Origin of the sequence: Bacillus sp. BD59S, from assembly GCF_007363175.1 — a bacterium.
GTDB classification, from domain to species: Bacteria; Bacillota; Bacilli; order Bacillales; family Bacillaceae_G; genus Bacillus_A; species Bacillus_A pacificus.
Genome location: NZ_CP034686.1, coordinates 2,430,568 through 2,452,830 on the forward strand (window position 1 = coordinate 2,430,568; position 22,263 = coordinate 2,452,830).

The window sequence follows — 22,263 nt, forward strand, 5'->3', positions numbered from 1 at the left end:
AATTACATTCAGTTTTATTGTTGTTCATGAAGTTGATTCATAAGATTATACATTTTAATAGCAGCATCTTCTGAAAAACAAATTTCCAGGTTATCATTTGAAATAGTAGCAGATTGTGAAGAATAATCGTACATTTTTCCTTCATAATTTTTGATTGCTTCGTTCAAATCGTCATATTTTACAATAGCTAGTGCAAGTTCTGCCGCATCACGCATAGCTAGGTTCACACCTTCTCCAGCAAATGGAGACATTAAATGAGCAGCATCACCAATTAAAGTAACACCAGGTGTACTATTCCAGGTTAGCCCCACAGGTAACATATAAATTCGTCTAGGAAAAATTGCACCATCTGCACATCTAATATAATTTTTAAGAGTTTCATCCCAGTCCTCAAAATATTGTAGAAGTTGACTCTTTGCTTCTTCTAAATTTTCAAATGGAATCCCACAATTATCAAGCCATTCTTTATTCGTTCTAAAACTTAAGTATACTCGAATACTGTCATCTCCATTTAACTGTGCCAAAATACCTTTTTGATCCGAAAGTGCAAAGACTTTACCACGTCGATTAAACTCCGCTATTTCCGGATGTTTTTTCGTGACATTTTGTAAATTCAATTCAATCATACTAATTCCAGTATATTGCGGTACCGAATCTGTGACAAGTGGGCGAATTCGTGAAAAAGCCCCATCTGCCGCTACAACTAAATCCACAATATCTACATGTCCATTTTCAAAATGAAGTTTATGCATACCGTTTTCTAGAGAAACGGCTTTTATTAAATTATATCCCCAACGTATACATTCTGAATCAACAGAGTTTAAAAGCAACTCACGCAAAGTACCACGATCTATTTCAGGACGATCCCCGCCAGCTGAATCTGCTTCTTCATCTAAATATATATTTCCACTCTTATCAAATAAACGAAAGTCTTCTCCCTCATATCTAGCAAGTTCATAAAATCGCTCTAACAACCCTGCTTCTTTTAACGCCTCTTGACCAGAATCATGATGGATATCTAATGAACCTCCTTGTTGACGACTCATTGGTGATGTTTCTTTTTCATACACCACACTTTTTAAACCATGTTTTTGTAATATACGAGCTAATGTTAATCCTCCTGGTCCAGCACCTATAATGGCAATTCTTTTTTTCGTATTGTTTGTTCTTTCCATCATTAATCACACCTTACATGTTTTTGAATTACTTGTTCTATTTATAACACAACGAACACCGTTCGTAAAGTACACTGTTCGTTAATGTCACAAGGAAATTATGGAAACATATCCAATAAAGAAAACATGCTACAAATTGGTAATAGCATGTTTTTTGTTTCATCTATTTATTTAAGTTTTTAAAATACTTCAGGCGTTTCTATTTAAAGCTCCTTCTTTAATAACTTCCCTTGCTTAAAATAAGCTCCAATTGTTGTACGGTTTGCTAAAAATACACCTATCAAAATGAAACAAGCACCTAATCCCATTGCTGGATTTAAGGGTTCTCCTAATACGATATACCCTACGATAATTGCTATTAATGGTGATACATATAACCACGTCGATGGAAATACTGGATTTGTTTTTGATAAGAGCCAATAATATAATCCGTGCCCACCAATTGATCCGATAAAGATAAGATATAAAATAGGCCATTGTACACTCCATGAAGTTAATACAGTTACATTTGGCTGTTCTACAATTATTGATGCAATTAGTAGTAAAATCCCTCCATAAAACATTTGAATACCGTTAATAAGAAAAGGTGATACATTTGATAAATCTGAAAGTATTTCTTTCGAACGAATAGAGCCTATTCCGTAAAATAACTCACCTATAACTAAAACAATACAAGCAATACTCCATATAAAACTTACTTGTTGATGCATTCCTGGTAAAGAAACAAATGTAACACCTATTAGTGCAATAACTAAAGCGACAAGTTGTTCCTTTTGTAATTTCTCCCTATTCCTCTTTGTCTGTATTAACAAAATCATCATTGGTCCTGTAGCAGAAAGAACAGCAGCTAATCCTGAAGAAATATATTGTTCTGACCAATACAAGCTTGCGAATGTCATGAATGTTAAACAAAATCCAGCATACATAATACGTTTTGAAAATACATGTGGCATAATTTCTTTTCGCTTTAACTTAAATATAACCATTAAGATTACTCCTGCTAAAAAGAAACGAATTCCCGCTGAAAATAATGGGGGCGCTCCTGCTTCAATTCCAATCTTTATCGTTAAAAATGTTGTCCCGAAAATAATACATACTAAAATGTAATTAAAAATGACCATTTTTCTTCCTCCTTTTTACTCTTAAAATGAGTATAGAGGGTATGGTGTATAACAGTGTATCGGTACATATAACAGTTACTTCAAGTTGTAGTTGATTCCCTATATATTTTTCGATTTAATTAAATTAAAAAGAAAAATAGGTGAAACTATGAAGATTGTATTGCGTAAAGAATCAAACATACCGTATTACAAGCAAATATATATGCAAATTGTTGAAAGAGTACAAAGTGGTATGCTTTCACATGGTGAATCCCTTCCCTCTTTACGTTGTATGGCCACAGATTTACAAATCAATGTATTAACTGTTCGTAAAGCATATAAACAGTTAGAAACGAAAGGGTATATACACATCGAACAAGGAAAAGGTGCTTACATATATAAACGGGTAAAGAAAGATTTCAAACCAATCCCGTATAAATGGCAACAAACGAAAACGATTAATGTTATGCGTTCTCAATATGCAATGAATAAGCACCGTAAATATTATAATTTTTCACAAGCGATTCTGTATCCTCGTCTGTTACCAAATCCATTTTTGGCAGACGAAATGCATAAATTGCTGGATAAAAATCCGATGTTGTTAGCAACTTATGGGCCAGTTCAAGGCGATTATGAACTGCGAGTTGAAATAGCAAATTACTTACATGAACACCAAAAATTAGTGACAGATCCATCTCAGTTATTAATTACAAGTGGAGCACAACAAGGCATTGATTTAATTGCTCAAACATTATTAAAACCTGGTGATATTGTATTAGTAGAAAGTCCATGTTACAGTGCTGCACTTGATATTTTCATCAATAAAGGTGTTCAAATCATTCCCGTTTCTCTTGATGAGCATGGAGTTCGCTCCGACTTAATCGATGATATTTGTCAAAGTAAAAATCCCGTTTTATTGTATACGAATCCAACTTTCCAGAACCCAACAGGTTCAGTAATGAGTAAAGAACGGAGAATGGAACTTATAGAACTAGCAGAGTTATATCAATTTTTTATCATTGAAGATGATTCTTTCGGTGAAATATATTTTGAGGGTGCGACTGTTCCCCCTCCTATCAAAAATTTTGATACAAATGGCCATGTACTATATATAAAAGGATTTAGTAAAACGTTAGCACCAGGATTGCGTATCGCAGCACTTATTGCCGATGGCCCTATTTTTGAATGGCTATATGCAGTAAAAGGTTCAATGGATATCGGTAGTCCTTTATTAACACAAAAAGCACTTCTACCGTTTTTACGTGCAGAACGTATGAAAAACCATTTAGAAAAATTACGTACAGCTTTACAAATGAGACGTGATTTAACAATTGATATATTATCGCCATTAAAAGAACTGAACTTTGAAATACCAAATGGTGGTTTTAATTTATGGATTACTCTTCCCGATTCGATAGATCCCTTTACCTTATTACAAAAAGCAAATGAAGTAGATGTCTCTTTTTTACCAGGAACAGCTTGTCTATTAAATCCCGAAACAAATAATAATCATTTAAGAATTAGCTATTCGATGTTAAATGAAAAAGATATGATAATTGGATTAGAGAGATTACATGATACAATGCGAAAGTTTATGCTATAAAAGCAAATACCCCAAAATATTTTGGGGTATTAAATTCTGAAGCGTTCTAATTGCTTTTTATTACATAAAACTTACCATATAAATAATATTTTCATTATCATTCCATTTTAATTACAATTTTACCTCTAACATGCTGACCTTCACTCAAAATATGAGCTTCTCTAATCCCTTCCTCACTAAACGGTATAACTTTACTTATAATTGTTTTTACTTTTCCATGTACAATTAAATCTGATAATGCTTCTAATTGTTTTCCGTTTGGTTTTAGCCATAAAAAACCTGATTTTATCTCTTTTACTTTTTGAATTGGTTCATGGACAATCGAAACTAATACACCACCAGGTTTTAAAATTTGAAAGCTTTTTCCTTGTACTTCCCCACCTATTGTATCTAATACAATATCAAAATCTGATAGTAATTCTTCAAATTTATCTTTTTTATAATCAATAACGAGATCTGCCCCTAAAGACTTTAAAAACTCTTCATTCTTACTACTGGCAGTTGTCGCAACAAAAGCTCCAAATGATTTTGCGATTTGGATTGCTAAACTTCCAACTCCACCAGCTCCAGCATGAATAAGTACTCGGTCATGTTTTTTTATTTTTGCGTAATCTACAAGACTTTGCCAAGCAGTAAGTCCTGCAAGAGGAATAGAAGCTGCCTCTTCAAAACTCAGATTTGTAGGCATATAGGATACTAAATCCGATTTTACTGTAATGAATTCAGCATAAGAGCCCTGCCCTATATTTTCAGGTTTCGTATACACCTTATCTCCTATTTTGAAACATTCTACATCTTCCCCAATTTCTTCAATAACTCCTGCTACATCTAGCCCTAAAATGATTGGAAATGAAAAACGCAACTGTTCTTGTAAGTCTCCTTTTCTTATTTTCCAATCAACAGGATTAATAGATGTTGCGAGAATACGTATTAATACCTCGTTATTCTTAACAACCGGTTTTAAAACTTGCCTTTCTTTTAATTCTTCAACACTACCATATTGATCTATAACAATCGCTTTCATTTCCTCTCCCCCTTGCCGTTTATTTTAATAACATACAAATATTTCTCAAATTTTTTTGCCTTGAATTATCATAAACTTATTTTTGGGGGTAATTACGCAAGAAACATAGAAAATCTTACACACACCTTAGAGTCATTCAAAATTGTATTTTTAGTTAAATTCAAAAGAAATGGAGAGAACTCTATGACTGAAAAGATATTTAAAATAAACGGGATTGATATATGTACAGAAAGCTTTGGAAACCCTAAAAATCCTGCTGTTTTATTAATTATGGGTGCTACGTGTTCAATGGTTTATTGGGATGAAGAATTTTGTGAACGATTAGCTAACAGCGGGAAATTTGTTATTCGTTTTGATAACCGTGATGTGGGACGCTCTGTTGCATACGAGCCTGGAACTTCCAATTATACAGTTACAAATATGGCTGAAGATGCAATTGGGGTACTTGATGCTTATCATATTGATCAAGCGCATCTATTTGGGATGTCTTTAGGGGGTATGATTGCTCAAATTGCTGCTGTAAAACATCCCGAAAGAATTTTATCGTTAACATTATTAGCTACAAGTGTAATAGGCTCTGACGATAACACGCGTGATTTACCTCCGATGGATGAAAGAATTTTAACACATCACGCTAATGGTGCACATTTAGATTGGACAAATGAAAAAGTAGTAGCAGAATATTTAGTTTCAGGGTCCCGTCTATTATGCGGGTCCAAACGAACATTTGATGAAAAAAGAGTCTATAAACAAGTAATACAAGAAATAGAACGAGCTAACAATTTATTAAGTATGTTTAATCACGCTTTACTTCAAGGGGATGATGCGTATGAAGGGGTGCTTCACACTATACAAGCACCTACATTAGTCATTCACGGATCAGACGATACAGCACTCCCTTTTGAACATGGTCTCGCACTTATTGATGAAATTCCTAACTCAGTCCTATTAACCCTTGAAGGCGCAGGACATGAGAATCATCCTGATGACTGGGAAGACATCATTCATGCTGTTACTGAACATACAGCTAAAATAATAGATAAATAACGAATAAAAGGGGCACGCCACAATTTGTGCCCCTTTTATTTATTACATGTAAAAAAGCCCATCACTGTATCCGTATGTATAGTGATGGGCAATACTTATATTTTTCTATGTTTAAAAAAATGGACAATCTAATTGGTCAACAGCTTCCCATGATCTTTTTTTAATATTATCGGTGGATTTATTTGCTTCTAGTGGTACGCTTTTAAAAGGATTAACTTCTACTTTTAATAAGGATGATGGCTCCACGTATAACGAGAAAACATGGCTACTTGGTATAGCTTTTGACACATCAATATCTCCTACTTGTTTAAAAAGTTGCTGCGCTGCAAAGAAAAAGAAGTTGGTTGGATTTGATTGTTTATTCAGCCATGCAAGCATTTCAGGTGATACTGACTTATGAATATTAATTTTTACTCGGTCACCACGTTTATATCGCCTAGATCGCATACTTCCACCAACTAACTTATTGTTAAGTTTGTAAATCCTAACTCTTTTTGCTTATGCTCTCTATATTTTGGTGAACAAGTGTAGACTAATAATCCACGTGCATTTGTAAATAATGGATTATCTACAAAGATTACATTTGTTAAACGCCCTTTTTGTTTTAAAATCATTTTCAGACTATTTTTTATGATAACTGCGCCCCCGCCATAAATAAATACATATGGATCGTCTTTCATATCATCAATTTTGTTAATAATATCCGTTGCAACACGCGCTGCTAAACCTAATAGTGCTGGTTGTGATTCCTCAACTAATAATGCATTTCTAGGGTGTTTATCATTTAAATAAATTTGATTGAATTCTGTAATACTATCAATTGTCTTTGTTGGATACTTCCGGTTCCATCTCGTAATAATTTGTAGTAACGTTTCTTTCACACCGTACGATAAACCCTTACTTAGTTGTGGTCTAAAGTTTACACCTAGTGAAACGACTTCTTCTGTCGTTCCTGCGCCAATATCAAAAGATAATAGTGTTTTATCAACAAAATCAATTTCTGACACTTTATTTTGTTCACATTCTATTTTATGTTTCACAACATTTCCTTCTTCATCATATACAATGCCCCATGTCCCAGAAGCACCCTCAGGTAGGCATTTGCAATATTCGATGGAAATATTAATTGTAACATCACGTCCGTTTGGATAATGGAACACAACCTTATGATTCCCCATATAACGTTTCGCATTTTCCGCAGCTATTTCTTGTGTAATAAGCTGCATAGGGAGAGCAACAGATAAATCATAACGAATGTTAATATGACTAGAAGTTGGACTTTGACGCATAGCACTTACCGCTAAACCAGATAGAATCGTAATAACCATTAACTCATCAGTTGACTTATTCGATTTCTTCTCAACTTCAGTACCTTTTAATTGATCTTGAATGACTTTTTCTCCAACGATATACCGCACATTATTTAACATTAACGATGGAGAACTAATGGTCACGTCAATGTGATTTTCTAATTCAGATAATGAAACATCTCCCTCATCTAACAATCCTGTAGGCTCTCCTATATATAAAGCATATATACTCGGAATAAAAATAGGATCTTGCCCTTTCACCATTAACTTCAAACCGTTATTTCCTGCATCAGCACCAGCTTTTAAAAGAATAGACATAACTACCCCCTAAATTAATCTGACATCCCTTCCAAATATATGCGAGCCCATTCTTTTACATTCAAATGTAATGTAATTTTTTATTAATCGCAAAAATAAAATATTATATTATTCCACCCTTTATGTAAAAAGTATTTGACATAAAATTTCTCCAATTTTATACTATTAATGTAAAGAGTTTTTTACAACTATGGAGGTGCTATTTCTAAATTGAATCATAAAAAAATTATTTTCATAATTATCGTTTTATCATTAATCGGAGTTCTCATACATGGCGCATATAAATATGTAACAGAAGGTTTCATTTTGGGAGGAACACTATTCGCTATTTCGTTAATACTTGGTAATTTAATTAATCAAATTACTTGGGGAGATCCAAACGGAGTATCGAAAGAAAGCCAAGATGAAATGGGCCAGCAAATTAAATATAAAAGTTTTAAAGTTGCTTATTTTGTACTTATATGCCTTATGTTTTTAATTTTAATAGTATCAGAAGGATTTGCATTTCTATTACTTGATGAAATAAAAAACCTTCCTCTGTTCATCGCGCTTTGTTCTTCATTTTTTATTTACCCTATTGTCGAACTTATAGTCGCAAAACAATATAAATAAAATAGATGAGATTTTCTGTTAGCGGAATGAGAATCATTATCTAATTTTGTTGTCTTACAATCTATTTCCTCTTTATCTACATGATATCATAAGAAAAAAAGAAACAAACATTCGCACTCAAAAAATTACTATGGGGGAAACAAGAGAGTTCAGCCTACCTTCTGACGGCAATTCATCTCCACCTGAATTGTTGGGTTTCACCCGTAACACAAATCAGATGGAGTTTTCTTGCCGAAAAGGACAAAATAATAGATTCACTTGAAAAATGATGATATTGATTCGGTTTACAATGTGCTAAATCATTTTTATAATTCCAAAATTTCTTGTCTAATTCATTAATCAGTTTAAAATGTTCCTCATCTATTTTATTACAATGATTTCTTAATATTGAAATTATAGAATGAATTGTTCGTCGTAAAATCTCTTTTTCATTTTGCGACCAGTCACTAAAAAAACTTACTACTTTGTGACGCAAGGAGTAAGTTTTTCTTTTCATTATTTTATGATAGGTAAATGCATTATGATTTGTTGACCAATTGGTCCCATTCTTCTAAAACCTTTATCTTGGAAGCCAACTTTTTCATATAAATGTTGTGCAGGAATATTTTTTTCATTCACAGCAAGTACAACTTCATTTTTCATCGGAAAATAACGTTGTACAAACTCTTGTAGTAGTGCCAATGACTTTTTGGCATATCCCTTTCTTTGTCTATTGTGGTTTATAGAAAATGAAGTTAAAAGTAAAGCGTTCTCATTTCCTGTGAACTCCTGCACTCTATCTCCTGTTTGCAATGCAAAAAGACCAACAGGTACCCCATTGTAATCTAAAATAACAATCACATTTTTTGTACAATCATTTTTTGCTTTTTTCAATAATTCGGTTGGGTCCGATGTAAATTGAACTTGTTCACTTGGTAAAGTAAATGTTTGTATAACTTCTTTATATTCCTCTTTATACGGAACTAATTGAATTTCCCCTGTATGTATGTTCATGATAAACTCTCCCATTTTCAACTTATTAACTTAAGCCTTGCTGCGCTTTAGAATGCACTTTTCCATCTAAAAAGGTAATTTCAACTAATGCAGTTGGATTGCTTCCTTTCCAAGCAAAAATTTGTTTAATTTGTGTAGAATGTTCTACGCCTTCTTCTATGAGTAAATCCCCTTCAAAACCAATTAAATCTTTCACTTCTTTATAAGTCATTCCTTCATTTATATTTGAAAAATGATTTATGTTAATAGATTCTTTCTTCTGATTTTTCATCACAGTAGAAGAAGTCGCTGTTTGCTTTTTTACTTCTTTCTTCTGTTCACACGCTGTCATACTGAAACCTAAGCATAAACTACATAATATTATTGTGCTTTTTTTCATCATAACAGTTGTCCCTCCCATAATAATTAAACCATATATTCCCTTAAAAATAAACTGAATATTTAATATTGTAATGAAAAACCCTGCACAATTTAGTACAGGGTTAAGGTTAACTCTATTTATTCAAATGCTTATTAGATTGGTCATCCTGTTCTTTTCTCAGTTCTTGTTCCTCATCTTTTGGTAATTGTTTATCATTATCTTTAATTGGATTCGTTTCTTTATTTTCAATCATATCATTTGGAACTTGTGGCATTACTCGGCCAACAATTGCTGCTAACTCATCCAGTATACCTTCACCTGTTTTTCCTTTTTTAATTTGTTTTCCAATTTGTTTCAGTCGTTCGTACGTATCAACATCTGCTACAACGACTGCATTAGCACCATCAGGATCGTTTTTTAAACTTTCTGCAACAGAGTATTTAATGGACTCAACGCGAGTTCGATCAAGTTTCGCTTTTACATCAATTCCTACGATAGCATATTTCCCAACTACTACCGCTGTCGCATCATTTACACCTGGCACACTTGCCGCTAAAGATGCTAAATGGTCCGCTGCTTTTTCATTTGGCTTATTTGACTTATTTGTATAATTAACATTTTTCATTGAAACATTTTTTTGCTCAGGCTTTTCGTTTGGATTATCCTTTTTTCCAATACTGCATCCAGTTATTAATAAACAAACCATCAACATATATATTAAAATCTTCATTATTCTCACCACTTTACCATTCAAGTTTAATCATAAATTTTTTCAACAGCTTGCATTTTCTTCACTTTTTCTTCTGCTCCGCTATTTGCATTAATGAAAATTTGGTACGTATCTTTCCCTAAAGTACCTACAAATTCATAGCAAAGTACTTCATTATGCAAATCATTTACTACGACAGCTTTACGCTCTTCCATAACTTTAACATCTGGATTAATTTTCTTTCTTGCTTCTGCTGCAGTTAGCTTTGCTGATGGAACTGTTCGTTTTTGATGTGATGCTAAATATTCTTTTGCGGAGAATCCAACGATAGAACCATCATCTAATGCAATCTTCATTTGAATTGCCTCTGGATAAATTCGTACACCATTCTCATTTACTACATACGTAAATACACCAACATTATCATATTGTGAGCTATCATAAAGCTCCATATTATGAAACTTATGGTCCTTTAAGAATTTCAAACCTTTACTTCCTGCATCGTTTAAACTAATTTTCTGTTCTTTAATTTCTCGATTATTCATAACCCAAATTGGATATCCGCCTTTTCCGGTAATATCCATATAAAACTCATTATTCGTTGCCTCATCTTTAATTTTTACACTATAGAAAGATTCTTTCGCACCTTTTCCGCTTTTCTCGACTTCTACTTTTTCATTTCCTTTTAAATTTAAAAACGATTTTGCAATTTTCGCCGCTTCATCTTTTGAAATTGCTTTTCCTTCTGCTTCAAATCCACCTTTTTTATTTTTTTGTGCACTTGTAAAGGTAGGTCCGAAATTTGTAGATGAATACGATGTTACATTTTTTTCTACTGTCTTTAATCCGTCAATAATTGTATTGTCTGCAGGATCACGATTTGATGCGAGCGCCATCTCAACATCCATCCAGCGTAAATTGTTTTTCAAAACAAGATGTTGCACTTTTCTTAGTTCATCTTGTATATTTCCTGCATTAGAATATAAAGTTTGTAACGTTTTGTATTCTTGATCATTTAACGGCTCTTTTTCTAAATCACGAATAGCTGCACGGTAACTAAAATCACCGATATTCGCTAAAAATTCTTCCGTTTTATTAAAAGGCATTAATGTTAAAGGAAGTTGCCCTACATCTGAACGAGCTTCAGATGTTAATCTCCATACATCTGCTAATGCAGGTGATAAAGATTGACGTGAATTCATCGCAAGCGTTGTTCCAATTTTATCGTGCAATAAATCTACCTCGTACGCTAAATCGTGAAATGCACGTTGATAGCTATTTTCTGCCCGAATTAATACTGCATTCTTCTCTTGATGCTCTTTATAGCCCCAGTATCCTGTCCCAACTACACCAACTGTTAATAATACGATTATAATACCTCGTAACATAGTTCCACCTCCGCTCTATTTACAGAAAATATGTTTCCCGATCTTTTTAATTTGTGGACGAGTCCAAATCCATTTACTTGTTGCAGTATCTGGATTGAAATAATACAATGCGTTTCCTGTTGGATCCCATCCATTTATTGCATCTAATACAGCTTTTTTCGCTGTTTCATTTGGCGTTAAATATATTTGTCCGTCTGCTACCGCTGTAAATGCTCTTGGCTCAAAGATTACACCTGAAACTGTATTAGGGAACGAAGCGCTTGTAACACGATTCAAAATAACCGCAGCGACTGCAACTTGTCCTAAGTACGGCTCACCACGAGATTCTCCATATACTGCGTTTGCCATAAGCTGAATGTCATTTTGGGAATAACCATTTGGAACATTTGTCCCTTTATTTTGAGGTGGTTTATTTTCTTGTGCTGTACCACCACTATTTCCTTTATTCGTTGTCGTTCCTTTATTAGCAGTTGACCTATCATACTTCGTTGCCTTCACGAGCATTTGCTTCGTTTTAGCTCCAGCTAAACCATCAACCGGTAAACCAAATTTCTCTTGAAAATTCCGAAGTGCCCAGTATGTACCCCATCCAAAAACACCATCTACTTTTCCCGTATAAAATCCGTTATATTTCAAACGAGATTGCAGTTCAATGACATCTTCACCAGATGCTCCCCTTTGAATGACTTGATTAGAAAAGGCTTCTACATTTTTTAGTTGTATACTACTGACCATGAAAGACAGTCCTATGAACGCAAGCAAAACTGCTATTTTAAAAATAGCTTTTTGGCGCATAATTTTCCCTCCTTAATTACGGAAATGATTTCTTGGTTATGTTTTGTAAAAGCCTCGCTTTTATGTAAAGAAGACAAAAAAATCCAAACTAATATCGTAGAAAGAATATGTAAACAATATAAAAAAAGGATAAAAGGAGTTCATCATGAAGAATTTTTTTAAGAGTGTCGCACTCGTCCTTCTGTTCCTAACAACATGTTCAAATGTATATACAGGCTCATCAATTGTTCATGCACAGCCGCCGTATGCCAAATGGGGTAAGCTTGCTGTAGAGAAAACGAAAGAACAGTACCCAAAAGCGGAGATTATTGATTACCTTCATATAGGTAGAAAACCAAAAACCGTTCAAATAACAGTTGAAAAATTTAAATTGTGGCTACGTGAAGACGGAAAAGAATATGGTGTTTTTATTGATGTAGAATTTGAAACGAAGACGGAGAAATTTATTAAAATATCGTTTCAGAAAACGAGTAGATAAAATGAAAGAAACCCGGCTGTTATGAATTTAAACAGCCGGGTTTCTTTCATTTCTAAAATTTCGATTTCCTAAAAATCTTACCAATATACAAATAGCGCCAATTACAACTGCTATCCCTATACTGTATAAAAGTACTCTACCATATCCACCTATTCTCGGATCTAAAAATGGATAAGGATACCAATTCACGATTGGACCACGAATTAAGCTATATAAAACGTAAAAAAACGGGAATAAGAGCCAACTTGAAGCTTGTTTCCAAGTGATTTTCTTATTTGGTGAATTTAAAATCCAATCTAAAAGCATGGCAATTGGCATGATATAATGTAACACCGTATTTACCCATGGTATTGCGGTTTGAAGTGATTCTTCTAACCCTCTTAATAATAAAAAATAAATGAGTCCAGTCGTAAGAATGTATACCGTTGCTGCACCACGAAGTATACCAAACTGTTCTGATTGACCAAATGTAGCTATTCCGATACTACTTAAAAGGAGAATACATGCAACTAAAATGTTACTTTCGATAGTGAAGAAACTAAAAAAGTTAACTGGATTGAACGGTTTCACTTGTGCCGTATTATAAATTGCGTAATGATTGCACTAAATGCTAGAAGGCTTAAACATAGTCTAAATAAAGATAATGTTTTTCCATCTCCCATACAGTCCCTCCTCTTCTTATACAAACTTATAATTCTCCTGTACATGCTCGATAAATAACTTTAATGGAACGAGCCCACGTTTAGGCATATGACTACTTATTACAGCAACTACCTCTAACTGCGGAATGATAAAGATGTATTGCCCTCCATATCCCATAGCAAAGTATATACAATACGGTATGTGAAATCTTTCGTTATTCAATACCCACCAGTGATATCCATATACCCCGACATGTTCATACGTTTCAAATAGAGCCGCACTTGATTCTTCTAACCATTTCGATGATACAATTTCATTCCCCTGCCAATACCCATTCTGTAAACATAATATTCCTAACTTTAATAAATCTTTAGACTTCATTTTCATTCCGAAGCCGCCGACATGTATTCCTTGCGGATCTTGTTGCCACTCATATTCGGTAATTTCTAATGGATCAAATACATATCTTTTCGCAAACTGCTCTGTCGGCATTCCAGTAGCTTTTTGGATAATGTAACTAAGTAAATGCGAAGAACCAGAGTTATAATTCATTTTTGTAGCCGGTTCTTCAATTATTGGTTTTTCTAATATGTACTGCACCCAGTTATCCGATTCTACAAAATCATTTGGGAACACTACTCCATTTCCGAACTCTTTCCAATCCTCACCAGTAGTCATTGTTAATAAGTGATATAGTGTTAAAGCATGTTTTTCCCCAGGTACTTTTTCAATCCACTCTGTAATTGGTGTATGTATATCATTTATATAGCCCTTATCAATTGCAATACCAATTAATAAAGATACGATACTTTTTGTAATCGAATTTATTTTATATAAGTTATTTGCACATTCGGGTGTTTTATAATACTCAGTTGTTAATTCTCCTTTTTGATAAACAAGAAATGTATTCACTTTTTTCTTTTCGAATTTACTTTCTAGTTGCTTGAAATCCAAAAACTTTACCTCCATTTAAATAGTTACTCCATTTATTATATCTTGTTCCTTCATTTTAAACATAATTGTGCTCAAATAAAAATAAACCTGTCAGCCATAATGAACTGACAGGTTTATTTTTATAATTTCGTACGAACATTCCAAAGCTCTGGGAAGAATTGTTGATCAAGTACTCGTTTTAAATAAGAAACACCCGAGGATCCACCTGTACCCATTTTATGTCCAATAATTCTTTCTACTGTTTTCATATGACGGAAACGCCATTGTTGTAGCCAGTCTTCAATATCAATCAATTTTTCAGCAAGCTGATATAAATTCCAATATTTCTTCACGTCCGCATACACTTCTATCCAAGCTGCTTCCACAGTTGCATCTTCTTCATAAGGCTGCGTAATATCACGATTTAACACATCTTTATGAATAGGGAATCCTTCTTTTACAAGTGCTTGAATTGCGACATCATACAAACTTGGTGCATGTAGCGCCGTATGAAGTCGAGCATGTAATTCTGGATCTTTTTCATAAATTTTTAATGCATGTGGCGTTTTATAACCAAGCGCATACTCAATCATACGATATTGATACGATTGAAAACCTGAAGCTTGACCGAGCGAGTCACGAAACTCAATGTACTCAGATGGTGTTAATGTCGCAAGAATATCCCAAGATTGAATAATTTGAGACTGAATTTTTGATACACGTGCTAACATTTTAAAAGCAGGTTGTAATTTATCTTTTTTAATAGATTCAATCGCCGCATTTAGCTCATGTAAAATGAGCTTCATCCAAAGTTCACTTGCTTGGTGAATAACGATGAACAACATTTCATCATGGTGGTCTGATAATCTCTTTTGAGAAGATAGTAAACTATCTAATTGTAAATATTCCCCGTACGTCATATTCTCTTTAAAGTCCGTATGAATCCCTTTTTCCATAATTACCTTTTCATTTTCTTTCATATTAGCCAAACGCCCCTTTTATATATTTCTACTTATATTGGTCTAATAACTGCTCGAACTGGACTTCCATCTGCTTCTGTTAAGGCAAGAGGTAATGCGATTAATTCATAATCACCATCTGTTACGTGATCTAGTACGACATTTTCTAAAATGTGTATTCCATGTTTAAACAATTGATGATGCGCTGCTAATTCTTTATCATCTAACGGATCAACTGACGGTACATCTACCCCGATTAAACGTATACCTTTCTCTGAAAGAAACGGTGCTATATCCGCACGTAAATGCGGGATTACATCTGGGAATTCATTCGCTTTACCATGTGAAGATGTGCGTAACAACAAGCGTTCTACTCCTTCTAAATGAAAGTTTTCTAATTCCTTTTTCCCGATGCTTTCAAGATTAGAAACATCAATGATTCGCGTAGGTCCGACATAAACTTGAATATCTAAATCTATTACTTTTTTTCCATCATTATCAAAATGAAAAGGTGCATCAATATGAGTACCTGTATGAATACTCATCGTTAACTTTCCGACATTTACTGAGCCACTCTCTTCTTTTGACCATGATACTTCATACGAGAACGGTGTATCCCCTGGCCAAGTAGCAATATCATTATTTAGCGGTTGTGAAATATCAATCCACTCTGAAGTTTTCATACTTATGCCACAACCTCTCTCTTATTTTCAAACTGCTTATACTCTTCATCTTTCATGATTTTCTTTAATATTTGTACAGATTTCCACACTTCTTCGTATGTGTTATATAAAGCGACTGGAGCAAGTCTTACTCCATTAGGTGCACGAAAATCAGGGATAACTCCATTTGCTTTTAACGCTTTACATATACGTGCTGCTTCTGCATGCTCTAAATAAATATGCCCGCCTCGTTTTTCATCCTCTAATGGATTTCCAATTGTAAATCCAAAATCTTTTAATTCATGATCAATTAAATTAAGCATGTATCTTGTAATATGTAGGGATTTTTCACGTAAACGTTCTATACCAGCATCTTTAAAAATTTCAAGAGAACCGATTAACGGCGCTGTACTTAATACGTGAGGGGTACCAATTTGATACGCACCTGCATGATCAGCAGCTGTTAATGTATGTTCCATATCAAACTGCTTATCTTTTCTAGAACTAAACCAGCCAGACAAGCCCGGAAGTCTATTAAAATGTTTTTTATTTACATAAAGGCCGGCAACACCACCAGGTCCTGCGTTTAAGTATTTGTAATTACACCAAATAGCAAAATCAACATCCCATTCTTTGAAATGATGCGGAATAGAACCGATTGAGTGACATAAATCGAACCCGATATGAATACCACGCTTATGTGCTTCCGCTGTTAAACGTTTCATATCAAGTATTTGGCCACTTCTATATAGTACAGAAGGTAATAAAATTAACGCGATATCATCTGTCATTGCATGAATAATATCATCTTCAGAAAGTGTTCTACCATCTCGGCTCTTTACTCGTACTAAATGCTCATCTGGATCTAAGCCTTTTAAACGAATTTGACTTTGAAGTGCATATATATCAGACGGGAATGTTAATTCATCAGCAAGAATTTTTGTACGTATTCCTTTCGGTTCATAGAAAGTTGCGATTACTTGATGAATATTCGTCGTCGTGGAACCGGTTACAATCGTTTCTTCCGGTAAAGCTCCAATAAGGGATGCTGTCAATTCACCTAATTTCTCCGAAAGAAAAAACCACGGATGCTCACCCTCAGTCCAGCCGTCAATGCCATACTCTTTCCATGAATCTAGCAAAGTAAGTAACGATTTCTCTGCTCTTTTTGAAAGTAGCCCTAATGAGTTTCCATCTAAATATATAGTTCCTTCTTTTTTATAAAATTCAGTTTGAAAATCTTTCAGTTCATCATGTTTATCACATTCAAGCGCATACTCATAAGTTGGTTGGAATGGTTCTTTATACATGGTGTCACCTTCTTTTAATTTTCTTTTTATTCTAACTAATTGAAATATATCACCTTAGTTGATATAACGTCAATGATATTATGTCAGTTGACTTTATATATGAATTTCTTTTACAATACAGTTATATTTTCAGATATTTCAGTATAAAGAGGTGATTCTTTGAAAAACACTACTCTTTCAGCAAGAAAACACCGCTCCTTAGAAACAAAGAAAAAACTTTTACACTCTGGTTATACGACTTTTATACATAACGGATTTCAAAATACAACAATTACACAAATTATTAAACATGCAGAAACTGGTTATGGAACAGCATATGTATACTTTAAAAACAAAGATGATCTCCTCATCGTTTTAATGGAAGATGTTATAAATCAATTTTACGACATTGCTGAGCGCTCTTTTTCTCCTCAAACAAAAGAAGAAGCACGTAATATGATTCAAAACCAAGTGAGAGCATTCCTCCAACTAGCAGAGAAAGAACGGGCTATTTTACAAGTCGTAGAAGAAGCGATCGGGTTATCAAAAGAGATACGTCAAAAATGGGACGAGATCCGGGAACGCTTTATAAACAGTATTACGCAAGATATTACATACTCTCAAGAAAGTAAATTAGCGCATCCTGAATTAAACAAAGAAATTGTAGCACGTGCTTGGTTCGCAATGAATGAGATGTTTCTTTGGACGATTGTGCAAAATGATAAAAAGATCGACTTAGAAGAAATTGTGCAAACATTAACTGAGATGTATACGACCGGGTTATATAAATAACACACCTTCAATAAGTAAGGTGTGTTATTTTACATCTATAAAAATATACTATCTGGGTATGGTATTGCTAAAGTAGGCTTTTCAGAAAATGAGAAATATTGTAGTTTTAAAGATTCACCATCTATCGATTTCAGTTTTCCACTAGTAATTTCACATTCAAACACAACAACAATATATTCTACTTGATCGCCATTCGGATATATATGGCGGAACCTTTCCCCTCCAAATACCCCTTTTTGTTTTTTTACTTGCACTTTCAAACCCGTTTCTTCCCACACTTCCCGAACTACCGATTTTTCTGAAGTTTCTCCAGGTTCAATTGCTCCAGCTAGCAAGCTCCAGTATTCTCCGCCAGGATATTGAAATAAGATTTCCCCTTGCTCATTTTTAATAACAGCAGCTACACTCGGTATAAAAATTAGTTCATGACCTAATTTCTTCCAGATTTTTTATAATATAGCGACATAGACATATAATTCTCTCCCACTCCATTAATAAATACCTGTATTTTCAGATATCTATTGTATAATAATACCAAAAGTGATTTCTATATGGAAAGGATCAGAAAATGTCTCAAGAAAAACTAGTAAATAAATTTCTATCATTTTTAGGTACTACAAATCAACCTACTAGCTTAAAGTTTTTAAATGAATTTATTAAAGCTCATCAAGAAAAAGTAAAGTGGGAAACTCTTACTAAAATAATTGACTGGAAAAAGGTAATGAAACAGCGGATTATTTTCCTTCCGTTGAGACATATATAGGCCGTATTACAACAAAAGGTCTGGGCGGCACTTGTTGAGTGCACTCGATTGGATTTCATTGGTTATTATCAAACCTTGGTTTTGACGTTTATTATTTGTATATGAATCCCGGACATTTATGCTTGCGGGTTAACTTAGAGCAGCCTTACTATGTTGATGTTGGTTACTGTGCACCTTTATTCCAAGCTTATCCACTTTATGAATCATTTCAAGTAAGTAATGTACGAGAAACTTTCACTTATAAAGTCTCAAATAATAGGATAAAAATTACTAGAAATCCAGGTCCAGCAAAAATTTTACATACAGAGCCAATACATTTATCAAGTATGAAAGAACTCATTTTAAGGTCTAACGATTGGCGTACATCTACTGTATTAAAGAAAATTCAGATTTTCGGTTATATCGATGGCATTCCGACTTCTATTAATAATAATGTTTTAAAACAATATTCCCAAGTTAAGAAAATAGAACAAAGCCTTACATCTTCTGGACTTAATTATTGGATAACAGAAAGATTTTGTATTAATCAAGAAATATGTGAAAGAGCTATTGAGATTTTCAATGAAAAATCTTCAAATTTCTTCAGCAATGTCCTTAGAAATCTCACCACGATTTTCAATAATATCCCAAGCAATATTAATTGAAGTCCATCTCATCAATGAATTCTTTTCAAATTTTAAAAACTCTATTATTTCCTCCTCTTTCATTTCACTTAGAATTGCTTTTAATTCACTTTCTTCTAATTTGCTTCTTTGATCATAATCAGTTTGATTTTGTATTTTTACATATTCCTTACTTTCTTGATAAAAAGCAATCTTTACTTGTTCTGGTGATAAATCCGCTAATAGGTTTTCAATTTCTTCAGCGCCTATTTCTTTACCTTTATTTATACATTTGAAATAAATATGTTTTAATCCTGCTCGGTCTTCTTTGTGATACCAAGATAATATCCCACAACTTAATATCCAAATAGAAATTAGCTCTTCAATATCAGTAGCAATCTCCACAAAATCAAATAATTGATTATATATTAAATTTAAAGAGAAACGAAATTCTTCATCATGTTGTCTAACTTGCCATATATCATTAATCCCACTTTTTACTGCAGCAGTTGCAATTTCTTTTTGTATATCGTACGAGGCTCTATTACTCCCCTTTATATCTGCTACACTAGATAATTTATACAGTTCTAAACCTCGCGTTTTCCATTCTTGTGAATCTTGTTTAATTATCTTTTTAAAACATTTTAGTAGTGGCCATAAAGCATACTCCTTATGATCTACATAACTAACAACATCCCATTTTAACTTTTCATTAATTTCACTCATAAGTTCGGGTATTACTACTTAACCATATTTTTTAAAACATTCATGAGTTTCTTCGTAATTTTAAAATAAAGTTTGATTAAAAATATCGTGTTAGCCCGTATTCTATGGTAAATAAAAAGAATCCATTTTGAAAAAGATTGATCAAAATGGATTCTTATCCAGTAGGTTTATGTTTTGGTTTTATAAAAAGTTTGATCATTTTCTATCAATGAAAACAATTAATTGACTATTTTTATTATGAAAAGGTCGGAGCAGGAAATTCATCAATTTTGATACGAAGTAAACTATAAGGTTTCTGTCGTAAGTCTTTTCCATAATGAAATCTAGGCTGTCGATGTAATTGGTTCACAATGACATACAAATATTGATCCGGACCAATTGAAAAAGTATCCGGCCACAAAATTCTCGGATCATGTGCAATAGTTTCCATTATGCCATTTGGCAATATCTTACGGATACTGTTGTTTTCATAATCTCCAGCATAAACAGTTCCCTTTGCATCGGTAATCATTCCATCAGACGCACCTTTTTCTCCCCAATACTCCACATGATAAGGTAAATTCATGTCCGGTATCGTTCTGTCTCTCAGGGCTTCTGTTGAGATCGAGAACAAATGCCGACTGGTTAGTGGAGCAAAAAATAATATCTTTCCATCGGGAGAAATCGCAAGACTATCAGACGCCAACCTAAATGGAGAAGTTGAACCGTCTTTGTTTCGATTCATTAAAATTTGACCTTCTACTTTCGGTAAAAAATAGGGATCGGGTGAAGTTGAATTTGCTCCATTTAACCGTCTAAACGCGTTTCCATTTGATAAATCTACGACGATAATAGCTCCTGGTCCTCTTGAAGAAGAATCCGTTATATAGGCATAACCTGCTTTTCCAACACGAAAATCAAAACGGACATCATTCAGATAAGTTGTAGGCAGGACAACATCTTCTGTAAAGGTATATACTTTTCTTATTGTATTGGTTTCTAAATCAACAGCGACTAATTTTGCCCCCCCTTTAATAGGTTCAGAAAAATTAGGTGCCGCTGTATCTAATATCCAAAGCGTTCCCCTTCCATCAGCAACTACACTTTGGACACTGATGAAAGTCATGAGGATATTCTCGGGGTTAACCAAATTGGTTTGTAAATTAGGATAAGGCTGCAATTTATCCTCAAAAATTTCCGCCACCGTAAATTTAACATCGTCTCCCCATTTCGGAAAGCAAATGAAAATACGACCGGTTTCTGAAACAGTAACACCTGTAGGCATAGCCCCATAAAATGCATAAACTAGTTCTAAATTACCGAAATATTTTTCACTAGGTAACATAGGTTTCATAATATCCTCCTCAAGCATTCAAACGGGATATCTCCTATATATGATTTATATTTTTTCTAGTGCATGTTTCTTAATAAGTTTTTCTATACGAAAAGATGATTGAATTAATTGTTTTCGAAATTTAATAAGTCTGTCAGAAGAAAGGAAACATTTTAATTTAAAGGTCTCCAGATGAAGTAGAATTCAATTAGCATGTAGCGAAGTTCAATATTCCCGAATCACCGTTAAGCTGGTATAAAAAATGGGGAAATTTCTCCCTTTAAATTTGTGAAAAAATGTACTTCAGCTAATCTGCCCGTTAGTTTAAGTGTAACACTTCACAAACAATCTTTTGAGTATTCTTATTATTCCTGTTTCCTCAACAATCTGGCCCTTTAATTGAACGATACAACTGAAATTTAAGGGGGAAAAGAAAAACCTTATATTAATACAGGGTTTTATTAATCTTTTTTATAAATTATCAAACTTTATTTTAAATCAATACCACACTTCATTCCATGTACCATGAGTGACTAACGGGTGCTTTGAACAAGAAAATAAAGGTGAGTACATATTATACATGACTAATATGCGCTCACCTTTATTTTTTAGGATTTTTAGCTTTTAGGTCTTGATAATAATTTTTAGTGGTTTTATTTACAATTTATAT

Annotated in this window: 21 protein-coding genes and 4 pseudogenes; 6 read left to right on the forward strand and 19 right to left on the reverse strand. The window is 33.6% G+C overall.

Annotated elements, in window-relative coordinates:
• Positions 1–14 precede the first annotated feature (14 nt).
• Entirely contained in the window at positions 15–1,178 is a 1,164-nt protein-coding gene (locus tag EKQ63_RS14520) for an FAD-dependent oxidoreductase (protein WP_087953516.1), read from the reverse strand.
• Between the two features lie 200 nt (positions 1,179–1,378).
• Positions 1,379–2,296, reverse strand: a complete 918-nt coding sequence (locus tag EKQ63_RS14525) for a DMT family transporter (protein ID WP_087953515.1) — start codon at positions 2,294–2,296, stop codon at positions 1,379–1,381.
• A gap of 148 nt (positions 2,297–2,444) precedes the next feature.
• Here EKQ63_RS14525 and EKQ63_RS14530 point away from each other — a divergent pair, with 148 nt between their 5' ends.
• On the forward strand, positions 2,445–3,878 hold the full coding sequence (locus tag EKQ63_RS14530; RefSeq protein ID WP_087997276.1) for a MocR-like pyridoxine biosynthesis transcription factor PdxR: 1,434 nt from the start codon (positions 2,445–2,447) through the stop codon (positions 3,876–3,878).
• Between the two features lie 97 nt (positions 3,879–3,975).
• Here EKQ63_RS14530 and EKQ63_RS14535 read toward each other — a convergent pair whose 3' ends face one another.
• Entirely contained in the window at positions 3,976–4,902 is a 927-nt protein-coding gene (locus EKQ63_RS14535) for an NADP-dependent oxidoreductase (RefSeq protein WP_087953513.1), read from the reverse strand.
• A 183-nt stretch (positions 4,903–5,085) separates the two neighbouring features.
• Between EKQ63_RS14535 and EKQ63_RS14540 the strand changes: the two genes are divergently transcribed.
• Positions 5,086–5,949, forward strand: a complete 864-nt coding sequence (locus EKQ63_RS14540; protein ID WP_087953512.1) for a BCA family alpha/beta fold macrolide esterase — start codon at positions 5,086–5,088, stop codon at positions 5,947–5,949.
• Positions 5,950–6,060: 111 nt separating this feature from the next.
• Here EKQ63_RS14540 and EKQ63_RS14545 read toward each other — a convergent pair whose 3' ends face one another.
• Entirely contained in the window at positions 6,061–6,396 is a 336-nt protein-coding gene (locus tag EKQ63_RS14545; RefSeq protein ID WP_087953511.1) for a hypothetical protein, read from the reverse strand.
• An 11-nt stretch (positions 6,397–6,407) separates the two neighbouring features.
• Complete coding sequence (locus tag EKQ63_RS14550) at positions 6,408–7,577, reverse strand: ParM/StbA family protein (RefSeq protein ID WP_000025611.1); 1,170 nt, start codon at positions 7,575–7,577, stop codon at positions 6,408–6,410.
• A 210-nt stretch (positions 7,578–7,787) separates the two neighbouring features.
• Between EKQ63_RS14550 and EKQ63_RS14555 the strand changes: the two genes are divergently transcribed.
• Positions 7,788–8,189 carry a hypothetical protein gene (locus tag EKQ63_RS14555; protein ID WP_143881184.1) on the forward strand — a complete coding sequence of 134 codons (402 nt, stop codon included), beginning with the start codon at positions 7,788–7,790 and terminating at the stop codon, positions 8,187–8,189.
• 172 nt (positions 8,190–8,361) lie between these two features.
• Here the strand turns inward: EKQ63_RS14555 and EKQ63_RS14565 are convergent.
• From EKQ63_RS14565 to sleB, 6 genes and pseudogenes are all read right to left on the reverse strand, one after another.
• A pseudogene (locus EKQ63_RS14565) lies at positions 8,362–8,634 on the reverse strand (hypothetical protein); the annotation flags it as partial.
• A gap of 50 nt (positions 8,635–8,684) precedes the next feature.
• Positions 8,685–9,182, reverse strand: a complete 498-nt coding sequence (locus tag EKQ63_RS14570) for a GNAT family N-acetyltransferase (RefSeq protein ID WP_087953509.1) — start codon at positions 9,180–9,182, stop codon at positions 8,685–8,687.
• A 25-nt stretch (positions 9,183–9,207) separates the two neighbouring features.
• The gene (locus EKQ63_RS14575; RefSeq protein ID WP_087953508.1) at positions 9,208–9,564 is read right to left on the reverse strand and encodes a DUF3862 domain-containing protein; all 357 of its coding nucleotides are present in this window, start codon (positions 9,562–9,564) and stop codon (positions 9,208–9,210) included.
• Between the two features lie 112 nt (positions 9,565–9,676).
• A complete protein-coding gene (locus EKQ63_RS14580; RefSeq protein ID WP_087953507.1) occupies positions 9,677–10,273 on the reverse strand; it encodes a YhcN/YlaJ family sporulation lipoprotein in 597 nt (198 codons plus the stop codon).
• A gap of 26 nt (positions 10,274–10,299) precedes the next feature.
• Complete coding sequence (gene ypeB / locus EKQ63_RS14585) at positions 10,300–11,640, reverse strand: germination protein YpeB (protein WP_087953506.1); 1,341 nt, start codon at positions 11,638–11,640, stop codon at positions 10,300–10,302.
• 15 nt (positions 11,641–11,655) lie between these two features.
• Positions 11,656–12,435 (reverse strand): spore cortex-lytic enzyme, encoded by a 780-nt coding sequence (sleB, locus tag EKQ63_RS14590; RefSeq protein WP_087953505.1) that lies wholly within the window; start codon positions 12,433–12,435, stop codon positions 11,656–11,658.
• A 145-nt stretch (positions 12,436–12,580) separates the two neighbouring features.
• On the opposite strand from sleB, the gene EKQ63_RS14595 reads away from it, so the two are divergent.
• Entirely contained in the window at positions 12,581–12,913 is a 333-nt protein-coding gene (locus tag EKQ63_RS14595) for a DUF3889 domain-containing protein (RefSeq protein ID WP_087997272.1), read from the forward strand.
• Positions 12,914–12,940: 27 nt separating this feature from the next.
• On the opposite strand, the pseudogene EKQ63_RS14600 reads toward EKQ63_RS14595, so the two are convergent.
• From EKQ63_RS14600 to kynU, 5 genes and pseudogenes are all read right to left on the reverse strand, one after another.
• A pseudogene (locus tag EKQ63_RS14600) lies at positions 12,941–13,575 on the reverse strand (Pr6Pr family membrane protein).
• 16 nt (positions 13,576–13,591) lie between these two features.
• Positions 13,592–14,509, reverse strand: a complete 918-nt coding sequence (locus EKQ63_RS14605; RefSeq protein ID WP_143881185.1) for a serine hydrolase domain-containing protein — start codon at positions 14,507–14,509, stop codon at positions 13,592–13,594.
• 119 nt (positions 14,510–14,628) lie between these two features.
• On the reverse strand, positions 14,629–15,468 hold the full coding sequence (gene kynA, locus EKQ63_RS14610) for a tryptophan 2,3-dioxygenase (protein ID WP_087953501.1): 840 nt from the start codon (positions 15,466–15,468) through the stop codon (positions 14,629–14,631).
• A 32-nt stretch (positions 15,469–15,500) separates the two neighbouring features.
• A complete protein-coding gene (gene kynB / locus EKQ63_RS14615) occupies positions 15,501–16,130 on the reverse strand; it encodes an arylformamidase (protein WP_087953500.1) in 630 nt (209 codons plus the stop codon).
• A gap of 2 nt (positions 16,131–16,132) precedes the next feature.
• The gene (kynU, locus tag EKQ63_RS14620) at positions 16,133–17,419 is read right to left on the reverse strand and encodes a kynureninase (protein ID WP_143881186.1); all 1,287 of its coding nucleotides are present in this window, start codon (positions 17,417–17,419) and stop codon (positions 16,133–16,135) included.
• 159 nt (positions 17,420–17,578) lie between these two features.
• Here kynU and EKQ63_RS14625 point away from each other — a divergent pair, with 159 nt between their 5' ends.
• Positions 17,579–18,190, forward strand: a complete 612-nt coding sequence (locus EKQ63_RS14625; RefSeq protein ID WP_143881187.1) for a TetR/AcrR family transcriptional regulator — start codon at positions 17,579–17,581, stop codon at positions 18,188–18,190.
• Between the two features lie 35 nt (positions 18,191–18,225).
• On the opposite strand, the pseudogene EKQ63_RS14630 reads toward EKQ63_RS14625, so the two are convergent.
• A pseudogene (locus EKQ63_RS14630) lies at positions 18,226–18,662 on the reverse strand (NUDIX hydrolase).
• 96 nt (positions 18,663–18,758) lie between these two features.
• Here EKQ63_RS14630 and EKQ63_RS14640 point away from each other — a divergent pair.
• Positions 18,759–19,597, forward strand: a pseudogene (locus tag EKQ63_RS14640) (hypothetical protein).
• Here the strand turns inward: EKQ63_RS14640 and EKQ63_RS30265 are convergent.
• Positions 19,526–20,281 carry a hypothetical protein gene (locus tag EKQ63_RS30265; protein ID WP_206766435.1) on the reverse strand — a complete coding sequence of 252 codons (756 nt, stop codon included), beginning with the start codon at positions 20,279–20,281 and terminating at the stop codon, positions 19,526–19,528. The pseudogene EKQ63_RS14640 and the gene EKQ63_RS30265 sit on opposite strands and share 72 nt — an antisense overlap.
• 235 nt (positions 20,282–20,516) lie before the next feature.
• Positions 20,517–21,614 carry an L-dopachrome tautomerase-related protein gene (locus EKQ63_RS14655; protein ID WP_143881189.1) on the reverse strand — a complete coding sequence of 366 codons (1,098 nt, stop codon included), beginning with the start codon at positions 21,612–21,614 and terminating at the stop codon, positions 20,517–20,519.
• Between the last annotated feature and the right edge of the window lie 649 nt (positions 21,615–22,263).

What these genes read in the sequence shown, in the direction of transcription:
- EKQ63_RS14520 (WP_087953516.1), bottom strand. Translation starts at nt 1,178, where the DNA reads ATGATGGAAAGAACAAACAATACGAAAAAAAGAATTGCCATTATAGGT.
- EKQ63_RS14525 (WP_087953515.1), bottom strand. Translation starts at nt 2,296, where the DNA reads ATGGTCATTTTTAATTACATTTTAGTATGTATTATTTTCGGGACAACA.
- EKQ63_RS14530 (WP_087997276.1), top strand. Translation starts at nt 2,445, where the DNA reads ATGAAGATTGTATTGCGTAAAGAATCAAACATACCGTATTACAAGCAA.
- EKQ63_RS14535 (WP_087953513.1), bottom strand. Translation starts at nt 4,902, where the DNA reads ATGAAAGCGATTGTTATAGATCAATATGGTAGTGTTGAAGAATTAAAA.
- EKQ63_RS14540 (WP_087953512.1), top strand. Translation starts at nt 5,086, where the DNA reads ATGACTGAAAAGATATTTAAAATAAACGGGATTGATATATGTACAGAA.
- EKQ63_RS14545 (WP_087953511.1), bottom strand. Translation starts at nt 6,396, where the DNA reads ATGCGATCTAGGCGATATAAACGTGGTGACCGAGTAAAAATTAATATT.
- EKQ63_RS14550 (WP_000025611.1), bottom strand. Translation starts at nt 7,577, where the DNA reads ATGTCTATTCTTTTAAAAGCTGGTGCTGATGCAGGAAATAACGGTTTG.
- EKQ63_RS14570 (WP_087953509.1), bottom strand. Translation starts at nt 9,182, where the DNA reads ATGAACATACATACAGGGGAAATTCAATTAGTTCCGTATAAAGAGGAA.
- EKQ63_RS14575 (WP_087953508.1), bottom strand. Translation starts at nt 9,564, where the DNA reads ATGATGAAAAAAAGCACAATAATATTATGTAGTTTATGCTTAGGTTTC.
- EKQ63_RS14580 (WP_087953507.1), bottom strand. Translation starts at nt 10,273, where the DNA reads ATGAAGATTTTAATATATATGTTGATGGTTTGTTTATTAATAACTGGA.
- ypeB (WP_087953506.1), bottom strand. Translation starts at nt 11,640, where the DNA reads ATGTTACGAGGTATTATAATCGTATTATTAACAGTTGGTGTAGTTGGG.
- sleB (WP_087953505.1), bottom strand. Translation starts at nt 12,435, where the DNA reads ATGCGCCAAAAAGCTATTTTTAAAATAGCAGTTTTGCTTGCGTTCATA.
- EKQ63_RS14595 (WP_087997272.1), top strand. Translation starts at nt 12,581, where the DNA reads ATGAAGAATTTTTTTAAGAGTGTCGCACTCGTCCTTCTGTTCCTAACA.
- kynA (WP_087953501.1), bottom strand. Translation starts at nt 15,468, where the DNA reads ATGAAAGAAAATGAAAAGGTAATTATGGAAAAAGGGATTCATACGGAC.
- kynB (WP_087953500.1), bottom strand. Translation starts at nt 16,130, where the DNA reads ATGAAAACTTCAGAGTGGATTGATATTTCACAACCGCTAAATAATGAT.
- kynU (WP_143881186.1), bottom strand. Translation starts at nt 17,419, where the DNA reads ATGTATAAAGAACCATTCCAACCAACTTATGAGTATGCGCTTGAATGT.
- EKQ63_RS30265 (WP_206766435.1), bottom strand. Translation starts at nt 20,281, where the DNA reads ATGAGTGAAATTAATGAAAAGTTAAAATGGGATGTTGTTAGTTATGTA.
- EKQ63_RS14655 (WP_143881189.1), bottom strand. Translation starts at nt 21,614, where the DNA reads ATGAAACCTATGTTACCTAGTGAAAAATATTTCGGTAATTTAGAACTA.